Origin of the sequence: Arthrobacter sp. ZBG10 (assembly GCF_001238605.1) — a bacterium.
GTDB lineage: Bacteria > Actinomycetota > Actinomycetes > Actinomycetales > Micrococcaceae > Arthrobacter.
Window position 1 is genome coordinate 1 of the sequence record NZ_LFQH01000044.1, and the last position, 15,854, is coordinate 15,854.

Sequence of the window (15,854 nt, forward strand, 5' to 3'; positions counted from 1 at the left end):
AAGAGACAGGTGCTGCACTGCCCTCGGTCTCCCTGTCCCCGGCGTGGCTCGCCGGCCGGACCGTAAAGGAATTCCGGATTTCCCGCGAAGGGGTGCGCGCCCTCGTCATTTCGGAACAGAACGGCGTTACCCGCGTCCAGGTGGCCGGCATCATCCGCGCCGCAGATGGGACACCCCGGGAGCTGACGGCGCCGGTAACCCTTGTCACCGGCAGCAACCCTGACCAGGGTGTCTGGGTCAATGACACCACCGTGGCCGTTATGAAAAGCTCCACGGCGTCCAACGTCACACCTGAGATCCTGTCGCTGACCTCGGGGGCGCCGCAGCAACTGGCTCCGTGGCCCGGCCTCCTGTCGCTGAGCGGTGGAAACGGGCCGGACGAGATCTTCGCGCAGTCGGCCGAGGGTATCTTCCAACGGCTGGGCAACGGCTGGTCACCCCAGATCAAGGGCCCAACTGAGATGTCCTTCCCCGGCTGAGGTGGACTGCGCCGGTTCCAGCCCGGCAGTTACCCACATGCGGGGTCCGGCCTGTTCCGTCCTGGCCCCTCAGATGGCATTTTTTGGGGTATGGGCATTGAACTCTTTCCGCCTGCCAACCCAGCGTCCGACCCGGACCTGACGCCCGCCGAGCCCTGGCCCGCCCGCCATCGATCACCGTACGGCAGCGCTTTCCTGCGCTTCGCTGACCAGCTGGGCGCAGCGGCCATGGAGCTCCTCGCTGCCGCCGTTCCCGTGGACTGCGTCTGCTGCGGAGCAGAGGACCGGGCCCTGTGCGCTGGCTGCAGCCGCCGGGTGCGGCGACTTTCCACGCTGCCCTTCCGCGCCGAAGGCGGCGCCCCTGCGCTGATGGATGTCTCAGGGAGGGTGCTGCTGCCTGTGGTTGCAGCCGGCGTCTACCGGGAAGAACTGGCCCAGGCGCTCCTGTCCTTCAAACGGCATGGCCAGTACCAGGTGCGGCACTCCTTGGCACAGGCGCTCGCGGGGGCCCTCCGCGGCGCGGCGCCGGACGGTGCCGCCATGATCTGCGTCCCCGTGCCCACCAGCACGGCTGCGTTTGCGGCCCGGGGATTCAGCCCGGTCCACTCGCTGCTGGGGGTGGCCGCCCGGCAGGTGCCGGGCGTTGCCGTGGCGGATGTGCTGGCCAGGACGGGAAACGGTCACCCGCAAGTGCCCGGAGGGCAGAAGGGGCTGGATCGGGGGGACCGGGCGCGCCGGGTCCGGGGATCCATGCGGGTCCGGCGCGGAGCGGCTGCCACAGTGGCCGGCAAGGCTTGCATCATTGTCGACGACGTCCTTACCACGGGCGCCACGCTCGCCGAGGCGGCCCGCGCTTTGCACCTCGCAGGGGCCTTCGTCAGGGGTGCGGTGGTCCTGGCCGCGACACGCCCGCCAGGGGCGGCCGACGCCAGCGCAATACCCGCCGGGGCGCAAGGAAGCCACCCCGTCTTAGAAAAAAATAAACCGGAAAAAGGTGAATAACCTGCGTCGATGAACTAACGTCGGTTGTGGGTACAAAGAACAGAATGTACCTTTCGATGGCGGCTCGGAGAGGGGCTCGACTGTCAAGCAGATCGGCCCTAGGACGTGCCGTCGTCGTGTCACCGAAGTCATTTGGAGGGCACCATGGAGTTTATGATCAGCGGACGAAATCTGACGGTCTCAGACCGATTCCGCGAATACGCCGGTGAGAAGATCTCGAAGATCGAGTCTCTCGGCGACAAGGTCCAGCGCGTGGACGCGAAGGTTTCCAAGGAAACAAACGCCCGGCAGACCGGGGACCAGCTCACCGTAGAAGTGACAGTCTTGGGGCGCGGACCCGTAATCCGTGCCGAAGCCAGCGCCGCCGACAAATTCGCTGCCTTCGATCTCGCTTACAACAAGTTGCTTGAACGGCTCCGCCGCGCCAAGGACCGTAAAAAGGTCCACCACGGCCGGCACACGCCCAAAGCCGTCCGCGAAGCCACCGCCTCGCTTGAACCGGCCAGCGCCAGCGAACCGCTTTACCTTGAAGCCAGCCACCGGTCCGATGCCGTGGCCCCGTCAGCGGACAAATCACCTTATGAGGTGGACAACGACATTCCTGCCGGTGACTCACCGGTCCTGATCCGGCGCAAGGTCTTCCCGGCAGCATCACTGACCCTTGACGATGCAGTGGACAACATGGAGTTGGTGGGTCACGACTTCTACCTGTTTGTGGACAAAGAGACCAACACGCCGTCGGTCGTGTACCGCCGCCGTGGTTGGACCTACGGTGTCATCACGCTGGACAGCGACTGCGAGCCCGGCGACTCGGTGGTGGAAGAGAAGATCCTCGCCTACCGTTCGGACGACGTCGCAGCCAACGCCTAGCGTGGGTGTTTTGACTGCCGGAAAGGACTGATGTGCCGGCTGCGCTGAGCCTGAACCAGGCACGGCGGATTGCGCTGGCAGCACAGGGACTTTCGAAAGGGCGGCCCACCGGGCCCGTGTCTTCACGGGCGGTGGGCCGCACCTTTGCCCGGCTGCAGCTGGTCCAGATTGATTCCGTAAACGTCCTCTCCCGGAGCCATTACCTTCCGTTCTTTTCCCGGCTGGGGGACTACGACCGCTCCATCCTGCACAGGATGTCAGGTACACACCCCCGTCGGATGATGGAATATTGGGCCCACGAAGCCAGCTATATCCGGCCCGAGCACTATCCGGATCTTCTCCTGTGGCAGAAGCGTGCCTGGGTTGATGCTGCCGCCATGGACGCGGAACTGCGCGGTGATGTGTCTGGCCGGATCTTGTCGGCGCTGGCACCGGGCCGGCCAATGACTGCTGCCGAACTGACGGCCAGGATCGGCCACGTCGAGGAAAAATCGACGGATAATTGGGGCTGGAACTGGAATGCCGTGAAACGGGTCCTGGAACACCTCTTTGAGGCGGGGCTGGTTTCGGCCGCGGCCAGAACCGACCAGTTTGAACGCAAGTACACACTGACGTCCAGGGTCCTCCCGCGCGACGGCGGCAAAGCGGTCGATGATCCGGACGCAGCCCTGTGCCGGCTGACGGAAGCCGCAGCGCAGGCCCACGGAATCGGATCCGTCAAATGCTTCGCGGACTACTTCCGTACACCCATCAAGCCCACGGCCTTGGCCGTACAGCGGCTTGTGGCGAATGGCAGGCTGGAACCCGTCACTGTTACCGGATGGCCGCGGCTGCTGTACCGGCACGTGGATGCGGCCATGCCCCGGAAGGCGGCGGGCCGTGCCCTCCTCAGCCCTTTCGATTCGATGGTGTTCGAACGCCGGCGCCTGGAAGAGCTGTTCGGCTTCCACTACCGGATTGAGATTTACACTCCGGCGCCCAAAAGGCGCTTTGGCTACTACGTCCTTCCTTTCCTCCTTCGCGACGCCATGGTCGCCCGTGTGGACCTGAAAGCCGACCGCGCCGGCGGCCGGCCGCTGGTCCGATCCGCCTTCGCCGAACCAGGCGCGCCGCCGGATACCGCCGTCGAACTCGCCGCTGAACTGGGCCTTATGGCCCAATGGCTGGGGCTGGGGGATGTGGAGGTCCAGCCGGTGGGTGATCTGGCGCCGGCCTTGCTGATCGCCGTCGCCAGAATGGTGCGCTGATCCGCTCTGAGGAGAAAAGGCACCGCGGTGGTGTCTCTCACGTAGACTAAAAACGCCAGAATTCGGCCGGCAGCAGACTGGGAGCATCTTCACGTGGCATCACTTATCGAAAAACTTCTCCGCACGGGTGACAAAAAGACACTCCGGCAGCTGAGGAACTATGCCGACTCCATCAATGCCCTCGAGGACTCGTTCAAGACCTTTACGGATGCTGAACTCCGCGAGGAAACTGACCGGCTGCGTGAACGCCATCAGGATGGCGAGAAACTGGACGACCTCCTGCCCGAGGCTTTTGCGGCGGTCCGTGAGGCATCGTCGAGGACCCTGGGGATGCGGCACTTCGATGTCCAGCTGATGGGTGGCGCTGCGCTGCACCTGGGCAACATCGCGGAAATGAAGACCGGTGAGGGCAAGACCCTCGTTGCCACCGCGCCTGCCTACCTCAACGCCCTGGCCGGCAACGGCGTCCACGTCATTACCGTGAACGACTACCTTGCCGAGTACCAGTCGGACCTCATGGGCCGCGTCTACCGCTTCCTCGGCCTCACCAGTGGCTGCATCCTTTCGAACCAGGATCCGGCGGTCCGCCGAGAACAGTACGCAGCCGACATCACCTACGGCACCAACAACGAATTCGGCTTCGACTACCTCCGTGACAACATGGCGTGGGACAGGAACGAACTGGTCCAGCGCGGGCACCACTTTGCCGTGGTGGATGAAGTGGACTCCATCCTCATCGACGAGGCAAGAACCCCGCTCATCATCTCCGGTCCTGCCCAGGGCGACACCAACCGGTGGTACAGCGAGTTCGCCAAGGTTGTCCTGCGGCTGGAGCCCGAGAAGGACTACGAGGTCGACGAGAAGAAGCGCACCGTAGGCGTGCTCGAGGGCGGGATCGAAAAAGTCGAGGATTACCTCGGCATCACCAACCTGTATGAGTCAGCCAACACTCCGTTGATCGGATTCCTGAACAACGCCATCAAGGCCAAGGAACTCTTCAAGCGCGACAAGGATTACGTCATCCTGGACGGCGAAGTCCTGATCGTTGACGAGCACACCGGGCGTATCCTCGCCGGCCGGCGCTACAACGAGGGAATGCACCAGGCGATCGAGGCCAAAGAAGGCGTCGAGATCAAGGCGGAGAACCAGACCCTCGCCACGGTGACGCTGCAGAACTACTTCCGCATGTACAGCAAGCTCTCCGGCATGACCGGCACAGCTGAGACTGAAGCCGCCGAATTCATGAGCACCTACAAGCTGGGTGTGGTGGCCATTCCCACGAACCGGGACATGCAGCGCATGGACCAGGCCGATCTTGTTTTCAAGAACGAAACCGTCAAGTTCGATGCAGTGGTGAAAGACATTGCCGAACGGCACGAAAAGGGCCAGCCCGTCCTGGTGGGTACCACCAGCGTCGAAAAGAGCGAGTACCTTTCCCGCCTGCTGGCGAAGGAAGGCATCCGCCACGAAGTCCTGAACGCGAAGAACCACGCCCGGGAAGCTGCCATTGTTGCCCAGGCCGGCCGCAAAGCCGCTGTCACCGTGGCAACCAACATGGCCGGCCGAGGCACGGACATCATGCTCGGTGGCAACGCCGAATTCACCGCCGTCGCCGAACTGGCCAAGCGTGGCCTTGACCCGGAAGAGAACTCCGAGGAATACGAGGCGGCCTGGCCAGGCGCGCTCGAAGCTGCCAAACAGTCGGTCAAGGACGAGCACGAGGAAGTCCTCAACCTGGGCGGGCTCTACGTCCTGGGCACGGAACGGCACGAATCGCGCCGCATCGACAACCAGCTTCGGGGCCGCTCCGGCCGCCAGGGTGACCCGGGGGAGTCGCGCTTCTACCTGTCCCTGAAGGACGACCTGATGCGGCTCTTCAACTCCGGTGCCGCGGAGCGACTGATGAACAGTTCCGTCCCGGACGATGTGGCGCTGGAGTCCAAGCTGGTTTCCCGGGCCATTGCCTCCGCGCAGGGCCAGGTGGAAGGCCGCAACGCCGAGCAGCGCAAAAACGTCCTCAAATACGACGACGTCCTCAACCGCCAGCGCGAGGCCATCTACAGCGACCGCCGCCGAATCCTCGAAGGGGACGACCTGCACGAAAAGGTGCAGTTCTTCGTGGAGGACACCATAGTTTCGCTCATCGACGCGGCAACCGCTGAAGGCAACGGCGACGACTGGGACTATGCCCAGCTGTGGACCAACCTGAAAACGCTCTACCCCGTAAGCGTCACGGCCGACGACATCATCGAGGAAGCCGGCGGCCGGTCGAAGCTGACCGTTGAGATGCTCAAGGAGGAACTCCTCTCCGACGCACGTGTGGTGTACCAGACGCGTGAAGAGACCATCGGTGCCGAAAGCATGCGCGAACTTGAACGCCGTGTGGTCCTTTCCGTCATTGGCCGGAAGTGGCAGGAGCACCTCTACGAGATGGACTACCTCAAGGAAGGCATTGGCCTGCGCGCCATGGCCCAGAGGGATCCGCTGGTGGAATACCAGCGGGAAGGGTTCCTCCTCTTCCAGAGCATGATGGAAGCCATCCGCGAGGAAAGTGTCGGATTCCTCTTCAACCTCGAAGTTGAAGTCACACCCGCCCAGGACGTCGTGGTGCAGGATGATTCAGGAGCCCACACCGAGCACGTGGAACCCCAGGTCCGGGCGGCCGGACTGGAAGCCCCCGAGAAGCCGGCCCAGTTGCAGTACACGGCTCCCGGCGAAAGCGGCGGCACCGAGACCCGCGTCGAAACCCGGACGTCAGGCCGTTCCGGGAACCCGGCAAAGGCTGCCAACCAGGACGCCGGCAAGCGGACCGCGAAGAAGAAAAAGCGCTGAACGCAAGGGACATGTGCACCCTGAAGTGACCACGTGAGGCAGGGTCGGACATCATGTCCGGCCCTGCCTCCGTTAGCGGGGCCCACTCAGCCCACCATAAGTTCGGTGACCCGCCACACCTGCTTGCTGCGCTCAAGCCTGACGGCCACGGCACGGACCCGGACATCGTCGATGACCACCGCGCTTGCCTCGTAGATTCCGTCGCCGACCCCGCAGACCCGGATGGAGCGGACCATCGAGTTCCGGTGCAGCCGGGCCAGGTCTGGATTGCCGGTCCGGACCAGCTCATGCCGGATCAGGGCCGCGCGGTGCTGCAGAGTGGACAGGCACTTCGGGTCGAGCCTGCGGGCCAGTTGGTGGACGGGCCGGATCCCAGCCAGCACCTCCATGGCGGCCTGGACAGTGCCCCGGGCGATGGCCCGCACCTCGGCTGCCTCATCGGCAAACCGCAACGGGGGCGCTTCCGCCCGGCTCCGGGCGTCCGGCCAGGATCCAGGGGGCAGGGTCTTGGCGACTTGCCCGGACGCGGAGTTCTGCTGCAGCCCGTGTCGCTGGGCGCTGAGGGCCTGGGCAGTTGTTCCGATAGCGGCTCGGATGGGGATGCTGGCGGTCATTGGATTTCCCTAGGTTGGTAACGGAGGAGCCGGTCTGGTGCAGGCAGGTCGTCGGAGTCCCTAAGCCGGTCCGGGAGGCACCAGCACCTGCCCGGGCAGCAGGTGGTCGGGGTCAGGACCGATTACTGCCCGATTGGCCTGATACCAGCGGGGCCATTCGACGGCAATGTCAGCGTCACTGGCCTCCGGCCCCAGGTGATCTGCGGCGATGTCCCAGAGGCTGTCGCCGGCGAGCACTGTCACGGCAGGTCCTGCCGGTGCCAGGTCCTGCCCCGGCAGGTTGCCGGGGCGGCCGGGGCTACCGGGCAGCAGGCCCGGGCCTTGATGTTGGGCGGCAGGTTGCCAGCCGGGATGGAGTGCTCCCGGCAACGGCGGGGCGGGGGCGCTGATGCCGGGGATTGATGTGCGGCTTTCGGCAGGCTGCCAGGGTGGTCCGGGTACGGCCGCATTTGCTGCGGTCACGGACACGAGTTGGGCGGACAGGGCGGCAACTGCGAGGCGGCGCATAAAAGCCGGGGAGAGCCAGCCGACCGCTGCAGCCGCCGTGGGCCTGCCGATTCGTTCCAAGAGGGCGCTGCCGGCCGCCAGAACGAAGGCAAGCAGCCACCAGGCCACCAGCAGGCTGCCCACGGCAGCCGCTGCGACTCCCAGGATGTCCTCGGATCCAGGTTCCTGGTGCCGCGAAGCAGAATCCACCCACTGACCGGCAAGGCCCGCACCAATCACAACGAGGAGAATCCCCAGCAACAGAAGAGTGGCTGCGGCGGCGGTGTCTGAAAGCTGTTGTTGCCGTGGCGAAATCACCATTGAAAGCCCATCCAATGCAGTTTGATGCTGTTTGATAGCGTTAAATGCAGTTTGAACCTGATGAAGTACTTTTGTCCAGTGTCCGAACTGACGGGACCCGGCATTGACCTCCCGCTGGCCCCGTCCTACGCTTTGCGCATGCGGTGGGATGCACTCTTCGAGGACCTTGAAGGCCAGTTGGCCGAACCCGGCCGGCTCGCACTCGATGCTGAAATCAGCGACCGGGTGCGGGCCGAGATGGTAAACATCGCCTTGGCAGACAGGCTCCGCGGCTCGCTGGGCTGCGTGGTGGCGGCACACCTCACCTGCGGCGAAGCAGTGCAGGGAACCCTGCAGCATGCCGGCGCCGATGCCCTGTTGCTGGTAGCGGGCGGGTATCAGATGCTCATCCCTTACGCCGCGGTCGGCAGGTACGTGGGCATTGGCCGGCACTCGGCCGCCGAGGAATCGACGGTCCGCAGGAAAATCGGACTGGCCCACGCATTACGGAGCCTGGCGCGGGACCGGGAGGAACTGGTGGTTGTCCTGTCGGCGGGCGAGGGTGCGATGCGGCTTGCCGGCGTGATCGACAAGGTAGGAAAGGATTTCCTTGACCTTGCAGCCGTGGCCCCGGGGGAGGCGCGCCGGAGCGGGCGGGTCACTGAGTTTTCCACCATCCCGTTTGCTGCGGTGGCAATGGTCCGGTCGCCCCGAGGGGACGGCTAAGAACCGGGCATGGCGGGTCAGCCTGCAGAAACGGTGCTCAGAGCTGCTCGGCCGAAGCCTCAGGCCTGCTTGGCCTTGGCTTCACGGATCATCCGGCTGGCCTCGGCGTAGCGTTCCTCGATGTACTGCTCAAGCATTTTTTCCTCCACCCGCCACTGGCCGCGACCGCCCACCTGAATGGCTTTGAGCTCTCCGCTGCGGACCAGGGCATAGGCCGCCGGCGAATTTATCTGGAGCTGCTCGGCGACGTCGGCAAGAGTTAGGAACCTGGGCATGGAACCATTTTGCCATCGGGTGGACAGGTTTGCTGCTGTTATCCACAGATCCGCAGTGTTTGGCCGGATCCCTTTCGCCCTGAGGACCTTGCGGCAACAATGAGGAGTCTGAAGACTGCGGCACGCAAGCGCACCGAGGGAGGCACAGTATGGTTGCTGATCCGCCTGTTCCCGTGGCCAGGTTGAAACGTCCCTCCTGGAAGGACCCCCGGTTGCTGGTGGGCCTGTTGCTTGTCCTGGTATCCGTTGCCGGAGTGGTTTTCCTGGTGGGCAGTGCAGACCGGACCACCGAGGTTTACGCCGCCAGGGACGGCATCGCCGTGGGTGAAGCGCTGACTGCCGCCAACGTGGTGCGGGCCAAGGTCCGCCTCGGTGAAACTGAAAAGCAGTACCTCACCGTGGAAGAAGGCCTGCCGGCGGGAGTTGTAGCCATCCAGCGGATCGGCAAGGACCAGCTGATTCCGCGGGGGAGCCTCGGCGCCGTGGACCGCCTTGACCGCAAACCGGTGGCTCTCACCATCCAGGATGCACTCCCGTCCCAGGCTGTGGCAGGGGCCCGGGTGGACGTCTGGGTGGCACAGCCTGACGCAAGGAACGGCTTCGGTGAACCGACACTCCTCCTGAACGCGGCGGAAATAGCGGAAGTAACCACAGGTTCGAGCACGTTGGGCTCCACCCGGACAACAGTCCTGATGGTGTTGGTTCCGGATAGCCGGATGCCGGCGCTGCTGGGTGCCCAAGCCAATGACGCCCGCATCGCCGTGGTCTGGAATCCGGGCGCCGGTCCGTCATGAGTATTCCCGTCGTCACCGTGGGGCGGGCCGGAGATGACCTGGTCGGTGGACTGGAACGGCTGCATGGACCGGTCACCGTCGTCAGGAGATGCGACGGATTGCCTGAGCTGCTGGCGGCCTGCCAGAGTGGACTGGCCCGGGCAGCCATCGTAGCGGAAGGCTCCGAAGGATTGACGGCAACCCTGGTGGACCGGCTCAGTGCAGTCGGAGTGGCTGTCCTGGCCATCACCGACAGCCAGTCGGAAGCGGCCAGGCTCCTGGGACTCGGGGTAGCATCTGCACCCGCCGGGGTGGGGCCTGAGGACCTGTCCGGCAGGATCGCCGAGGCCGTGGCGATGCTGACCCGGTCAGACGCACGCCATCCGGGCACCAGCTGGACGGCAGACGCAGGTCCTGCCCTGCGACGCCTGCCGGAGCGGCCGGCTGCATCCCGTGAGCCTTCGGCATCGGGACGTGTCCTCGCGGTGTGGGGGCCGGCAGGCGCTCCCGGACGGACCATCGTCGCCACCAACATCGCCGGCGAACTCGCCGGCGAGGGCAAAAAAGTCCTGTTGGTCGACGCCGACACCTACGGTGCGAGCACTGCGGCGGTCTTGGGTCTGCTCGACGAATCAGCCGGGCTGGCCCAGGCCTGCAGGCTTGCTGACCAGGGGGTGCTGGACGCGGAGGCGCTCCGGCGGGCAGCCAGCACCGTTGCGGCACGCCCAGGGACCTTCCAGGTCCTCACCGGCCTTACACGCGCGGACCGTTGGACGGAGGTGCGCGCGTCAGCCCTGACCATTGTCCTTGAACGCGCCCGGCAGCAGTATGAGGTGGTGGTCGTGGACACCGGGTTCTGCCTGGAATCGGACGAGGAGCTCAGCTTCGACTCCATGGCTCCGCGCCGGAACGCGGCTACCCTGCGCACGTTGGAACTTGCTGACACTGTCTACGCCGTTGGAGCCGGCGACGCCGTGGGGGTGCCGCGCCTGGTGCGCGGTCTTACCGAGCTGGAGGCAGCGGTGCCCCAGGCCTCCCCGGTGGTGGTGATGAACAAGGTGCGGGCGTCGGCTGTGGGGCGTGGGCCGGAACGGCAGTTGCGCGAAGCCTGGGAGCGGTACGGACCTGCGGTGGATCTTGGGATCCTCCTGCCGTACGACCGCGCCGCAGCCGACGCGGCGTTGCTCGCCGGGGAGCTCCTGATGGAGGCGGCGCCCGAGTCGGCGCTGCGCAGAGCCATCCGCGGAATCGTTTGTGCAGTTGAACAACGAAAACGAAAATCCTCTGTTTTTTCTTCCACACCGCGTCGCAGACCAAACGGCTAGGCTCGGCATAAGAGCTGCAACGGTGCAGTAAAAATCTTGTGATGGAGGCGTGTGTCGATGTCGTCTGGATCCAGCGTGGAGGATCAGCCCCTTTCCACGGAAGGCCTTGAAGGCTTCCTTGGGGACTACTACCAACACCTTGCCGAGGAGGACGCCCGTGGCTATGCCGGCGAAACGCTCGCGGCCAGGGCACAGCACCATCGCGGAGTGGGGGCCAAGCGGCTTCCGGGCCAGGCCATCGTCTCAATCTCCGACGAAGAAGACAGCAGCGTGGTTTTTGTCGTCACGGATGACATGCCGTTCCTGGTGGATTCCGTCAATGCCGAGATTGTCCGGCAGCATGCAGCCATCAAACTCGTCATCCACCCGCTGTTCGTTGCCACCCGCAACCGGGAGAGCGGCGAGCTCGCGAGGGTCAACAAAGTGCCCGCCTCCCTCGGCATCTCCAGCGGCGACACCGCGGCGATGCCCAGCCTGTCCCACCTGATCGCTACGGGCGAGAACGCTTCGCACATGGAGTCCTGGATCGCCGTCGAAATCAACCGCATCCCCGAGGATGCGAAGGAGGCGCTGTTTACGGGCCTTCGGCGGGTCCTGAATGATGTCCGCGCCTCGGTGGAGGACTGGCCCAAGATGCGCCAGAAGGCCCTGCGCATCGCCGACAGCCTGGACCAGGTGGCCAACCCCTCCCAGATCGTTGAGCTCCGCCAGGCCCAGGACCTTCTGCGCTGGCTGGATAACGGCAACTTCACTTTCCTCGGCTACCGCGAATACGATTTGGTGGACGTTGCGGGCGAGGACGTGCTCGAACTGCGTGACGACAGCGGGCTGGGCCTGCTTCGGGATTCAGCCGACTCCCCACACGTCCAGCACCTCACCGACGCCGGGCGGAAGAAGGCCCGCGAGAAGCGGGCCCTGGTGATCACCAAGGCAAACTCCCGCTCCACCGTCCACCGCTCCGCATACCTGGACTACATCGGCGTCAAAAGCTTCGACGCCGCGGGCAACGTCAATGGCGAACGCCGGTTCATTGGCTTGTTCGCGACCAGCGCGTATGCCGGTTCAGTATTGGATATCCCCATCGTCCGGGAAAAAGTCGACGCTGTCCTCCGTAGCGCGGGGTTCCCCGCCGACTCCCACTCCGGCAAGGACCTGCTGGGCATCCTGGAGACCTACCCGCGGGACGAACTGTTCCAGATCGAGGCCGAGGACCTTGCAGCCACGGCGCTGGGCATCCAGAAACTGCAGGAGCGGCGCCGTACGCGGCTCTTCCTGCGGCCCGACATCTACGGCCGGTTCATGTCGGCCCTGGTCTACCTCCCCAGGGACCGGTACACCACCAACGTGAGGCTCCGCATCGAGCAGGAACTGCGGGAAACGTTCCAGGCCGTGTCCATCGACTACGAGGCCCGGATGACGGAGTCCGCGCTGGCCCGGCTTTTCTTCCGCATCCGCCTGCCCAAGGACGCCGATGTGGTGGACATCAACGCCGAGGAGCTGGAGAAGCGGCTGGTCCGTGCTGCCCGTTCGTGGAGTGAAGGCGTCGCGGAGGTCCTGCGGGAAACCCCTGATGTGGACGATGCCAAGATGCTCGCAGCCATCTGGTCCGAGGCGTTCCCGGCAGGGTACCGGGTGGACTACGAGGTGGAGGATGCCCTTGAAGACATCCGCCGTTTTGAAAAGTACGGCGCCGCAGCCGAACGCATCGAGGGTGCCCGGCAGGAACGGCCAGGTGTCCACGTGTACCTGCCTGAGGGTGCCGGGACAACCCTGGAAGAAGACGCCCGCGTAAAGCTCTACATGCTCGAGCCCAAGAGCCTGAGCCAAATCCTGCCCTTCTTCCACAACCTGGGCCTTGAAGTCCTCGACGAGCGGCCCTTCGAAATTGAAACTGCCGATAACCGCGACTTCTTCCTGTACGACCTTGGCCTGAAATACCCCGCCGGTGTGGATCCGCTGGCCACAGGGGAGCTGCTGGCAGACTCCTTCGGCGCCGCTGTTGGCGGGGCCACTGAAACGGACAGCTTCGACAGGCTGGTGCTGCGCGAAGGTGTCCATTGGCGCCAGGTGACGGTGCTCCGCGCCTACGCCCGTTACATGCGCCAGATGGGCAACACCAGTTCGTTCGGTTTTATGGCCGACACCCTGCTGGCCAATCCAGACGTGACCCACGGGCTCCTGAACCTGTTCGCGGCCAGGTTTGATCCGGCAGGCGGGAACAACAAGCGCACCGAAGCGCAGGACGCCGTGCGGCAGGACCTGTCAGCCTCCATCGAGAAGGTGGCAACGCTCGACGCCGACAGGGTGCTCCGCACCTTCGTTAACCTCATCGAGGCCACGCTCCGCACCAACTACTTCCAGCACAAGCCGCACCTCAGCTTCAAGCTTGACCCTTCGCAGGTCGAAGGCCTGCCCTTCCCGCGGCCCATGTTCGAGATCTGGGTTTACTCACCCCGGGTGGAAGGCGTCCACCTGCGCTTCGGCAAGGTGGCCCGCGGCGGGCTGCGCTGGTCTGACCGCCGCGAGGATTTCCGCACCGAGGTGCTGGGCCTGGTCAAGGCACAAACCGTCAAAAATGCAGTGATCGTGCCCACCGGCGCGAAGGGTGGTTTCTTCGCCAAGCAGCTGCCGGACCCTGCAGCAGACCGTGCAGCGTGGATGGCGGAAGGTGTGGAGAGCTACAAAACCTTCATCCGTGGCCTGCTGGACCTTACCGACAACCTCGTCACCGAAGGCGAAAACGAAAGGCTCGTGCCGCCGTCGGACGTCATCCGCCATGACGACGACGATTCCTACCTGGTGGTGGCTGCGGATAAGGGAACCGCCACGTTCTCCGATATCGCTAACGGGCTGGCCGCCGAGTACGGATTCTGGCTCGGCGACGCCTTCGCCTCCGGTGGTTCGGTGGGCTACGACCATAAGGCCATGGGCATCACGGCCCGCGGCGCCTGGGAATCCGTCAAGCGCCACTTCAGCGAGCTGGACCTGGACACGCAGTCCCAGCCCTTCACAGTGGTGGGCGTGGGCGACATGTCAGGGGACGTCTTTGGCAACGGGATGCTGCTGTCCCGCCATATCCGGCTCCTGGCGGCGTTCGACCACCGCCATATCTTCCTGGACCCCACCCCGGATGAGGAATCGTCGTTCGTTGAGCGGCAGCGGCTCTTTGAGCTGCCCCGCTCGTCCTGGGACGACTACGACAAGTCGCTCATCAGCGCCGGCGGCGGAGTCTTCCCCCGCCACGCAAAATCCATTCCGCTTTCCCCGGAAGTCCGGACAGCGCTGGGCCTTCCGGCCGCAACCTCCGAACTCAGCCCGCCGGAACTCCTCCGCGCCATCCTCCTGGCGCCGGCAGACCTGCTCTACAACGGCGGGATCGGCACCTACGTTAAGGCGGCCGGCGAAACCAACGCCTCCGTAGGCGACAAAGCCAACGACGCCATCCGCGTGGACGGCGGGGACCTGCGGGTCAAGGTGGTGGGCGAAGGCGGAAACCTGGGCATGACCCAGCGTGGCCGAATCGAGGCGGCCCTGCAGGGCGTCATCCTGAACACCGACGCGATCGACAACTCTGCCGGCGTTGATTGCTCCGACCATGAAGTGAACATCAAGATCTTCGTGGACCGTATGGTGGCCGCAGGGAAGCTTTCCCGTGAAGAACGGGCCGGATTCCTCGCCTCGATGACGGACGAAGTTGGCCGCCTGGTGCTCGAGGACAACATCGACCAGAACATCCTGCTGCTCAACGACCGCACCCGGGTGGCGGAGTGGAGCCCCAGCTACGAACGGCTGATGGATTGGCTGGAGGTGCGGGCTGAACTTAAGCGTGACCTTGAGGCCCTTCCCACGACGGCAACACTGCGGGATCGGCTGCAGCAGGGGCAGGGCCTGACCTCACCTGAGCTGTCGGTCCTGGCCGCGTACGCCAAGATCGAACTCGCCTCCGCCCTGCGCGAGAGCGACCTGGCGGATGATCCGTGGTTCCGGCAGACCCTGCGGGCCTATTTCCCGCAGCAACTGCGGGAACGCTTCGACGATGAACTGGATACACACCCCCTGCGCCGGGAAATCATCGCTACGGTTGTAGCCAACGACATCATCAACCTCGGCGGCATCACCTTCGCGTTCCGGGTCATGGAGGAGACGTCGGCCAGCGAGGTCGCCGTAGCAAAGGCCTTCGTAGCACTCCGTGAGGTTTACGGGCTGGACGCCATGGTGGCGGAACTGAACAGCCTGCCGGCCTCGTTCCCAACCGAGCACTGGAGCGCCGTGCACCTCGACGTGCGGCGGCTCCTGGACCGCGCCGTCCGGTGGCTGCTGAGCCAGGGCGGGGTGTCACAGTCCATCGCTGATGTCATAGCCGAGTTCAAGCCCCTCGTGGAGCCCATGCGGGCACACCTGCTGGACTACCTCCAAGGCAGCGACCGCGACCGGGTTTCCGGTTGGCTGGACAAAGCCCGCGAGTGGGACCTCCCCGAAGGTCTCGCGCTGCGGTGGGCCGAACTGTTCGAAAGCTTCGTGCTGCTGGACATCGCCAAGATCGCAAGGCTCCGTGAAGATTCGGTGGCGGACATTGCCGCGGTCTACTACACGGTCTTCAACCGCTTCCACGCGGACTCGCTGCTGGAACGGATCAGCAGCCTTCCGCGCCAGGACCGGTGGCAGGCCCTGGCCCGGGCAGCTTTGCGCGATGACCTGTACTCCACAGTCTCGGACATGACGACGGCGGTGCTGGACGCCACCCCCGCGGGTGGGAAACCGGAAGCGCGGCTGACGGACTGGGAGACACAGAATGCCGAACAGCTGGGCCGGGCAAAGAGCATGTTCGACGAGGTCAACTCGCTCGAGGCCGATGATATGGCTTCACTGTCGGTAGCATTGAGGCTCTTGAGGTCAATCGTCCGACGCTGATAAGCAGGCGTCGC

Annotated in this window: 12 protein-coding genes; 9 read left to right on the forward strand and 3 right to left on the reverse strand. The window is 64.8% G+C overall.

The features are described 5' to 3' along the window. From ACU18_RS11000 to secA, 5 genes are all read left to right on the forward strand, one after another. The coding region (locus tag ACU18_RS11000) for an LpqB family beta-propeller domain-containing protein (protein WP_231686058.1) at nucleotides 1-479 on the forward strand (479 nt) is incomplete at its 5' end. Between the two features lie 90 nt (nucleotides 480-569). Next, entirely contained in the window at nucleotides 570-1,481 is a 912-nt protein-coding gene (locus ACU18_RS11005; RefSeq protein ID WP_050685596.1) for a ComF family protein, read from the forward strand. Between the two features lie 144 nt (nucleotides 1,482-1,625). After that, nucleotides 1,626-2,351, forward strand: coding sequence for a ribosome hibernation-promoting factor, HPF/YfiA family (hpf, locus tag ACU18_RS11010; protein WP_050685658.1), 726 nt, complete (start codon nucleotides 1,626-1,628; stop codon nucleotides 2,349-2,351). Between the two features lie 32 nt (nucleotides 2,352-2,383). Then, nucleotides 2,384-3,598, forward strand: coding sequence for a winged helix-turn-helix domain-containing protein (locus ACU18_RS11015; protein WP_050685597.1), 1,215 nt, complete (start codon nucleotides 2,384-2,386; stop codon nucleotides 3,596-3,598). Between the two features lie 93 nt (nucleotides 3,599-3,691). Continuing rightward, the gene (gene secA, locus ACU18_RS11020; protein WP_050685598.1) at nucleotides 3,692-6,430 is read left to right on the forward strand and encodes a preprotein translocase subunit SecA; all 2,739 of its coding nucleotides are present in this window, start codon (nucleotides 3,692-3,694) and stop codon (nucleotides 6,428-6,430) included. Nucleotides 6,431-6,516: 86 nt separating this feature from the next. Here secA and ACU18_RS11025 read toward each other — a convergent pair whose 3' ends face one another. Together ACU18_RS11025 and ACU18_RS11030 are read right to left on the reverse strand one after the other, a co-directional pair. Further along, on the reverse strand, nucleotides 6,517-7,044 hold the full coding sequence (locus ACU18_RS11025) for an Rv3235 family protein (RefSeq protein ID WP_050685599.1): 528 nt from the start codon (nucleotides 7,042-7,044) through the stop codon (nucleotides 6,517-6,519). Between the two features lie 60 nt (nucleotides 7,045-7,104). Continuing rightward, nucleotides 7,105-7,851 carry a LysM peptidoglycan-binding domain-containing protein gene (locus ACU18_RS11030; protein ID WP_050685600.1) on the reverse strand — a complete coding sequence of 249 codons (747 nt, stop codon included), beginning with the start codon at nucleotides 7,849-7,851 and terminating at the stop codon, nucleotides 7,105-7,107. 78 nt (nucleotides 7,852-7,929) lie between these two features. Between ACU18_RS11030 and ACU18_RS11035 the strand changes: the two genes are divergently transcribed. After that, nucleotides 7,930-8,556, forward strand: coding sequence for a hypothetical protein (locus ACU18_RS11035; protein WP_331456840.1), 627 nt, complete (start codon nucleotides 7,930-7,932; stop codon nucleotides 8,554-8,556). 59 nt (nucleotides 8,557-8,615) lie between these two features. Here ACU18_RS11035 and ACU18_RS11040 read toward each other — a convergent pair whose 3' ends face one another. Continuing rightward, nucleotides 8,616-8,831, reverse strand: coding sequence for a helix-turn-helix domain-containing protein (locus ACU18_RS11040; RefSeq protein WP_050685601.1), 216 nt, complete (start codon nucleotides 8,829-8,831; stop codon nucleotides 8,616-8,618). A gap of 149 nt (nucleotides 8,832-8,980) precedes the next feature. Here ACU18_RS11040 and ACU18_RS11045 point away from each other — a divergent pair, with 149 nt between their 5' ends. The 3 genes from ACU18_RS11045 to ACU18_RS11055 are packed head-to-tail and all read left to right on the forward strand — an operon-like array spanning nucleotide 8,981 to nucleotide 15,840. Further along, the gene (locus ACU18_RS11045) at nucleotides 8,981-9,625 is read left to right on the forward strand and encodes a hypothetical protein (protein WP_050685602.1); all 645 of its coding nucleotides are present in this window, start codon (nucleotides 8,981-8,983) and stop codon (nucleotides 9,623-9,625) included. After that, nucleotides 9,622-10,929, forward strand: a complete 1,308-nt coding sequence (locus ACU18_RS11050) for an AAA family ATPase (protein WP_050685603.1) — start codon at nucleotides 9,622-9,624, stop codon at nucleotides 10,927-10,929. Before ACU18_RS11045 ends, ACU18_RS11050 begins: the two co-directional genes overlap by 4 nt. Before the next feature lie 57 nt (nucleotides 10,930-10,986). After that, a complete protein-coding gene (locus tag ACU18_RS11055) occupies nucleotides 10,987-15,840 on the forward strand; it encodes an NAD-glutamate dehydrogenase (protein WP_050685604.1) in 4,854 nt (1,617 codons plus the stop codon). The last annotated feature ends 14 nt before the right edge of the window (nucleotides 15,841-15,854 follow it).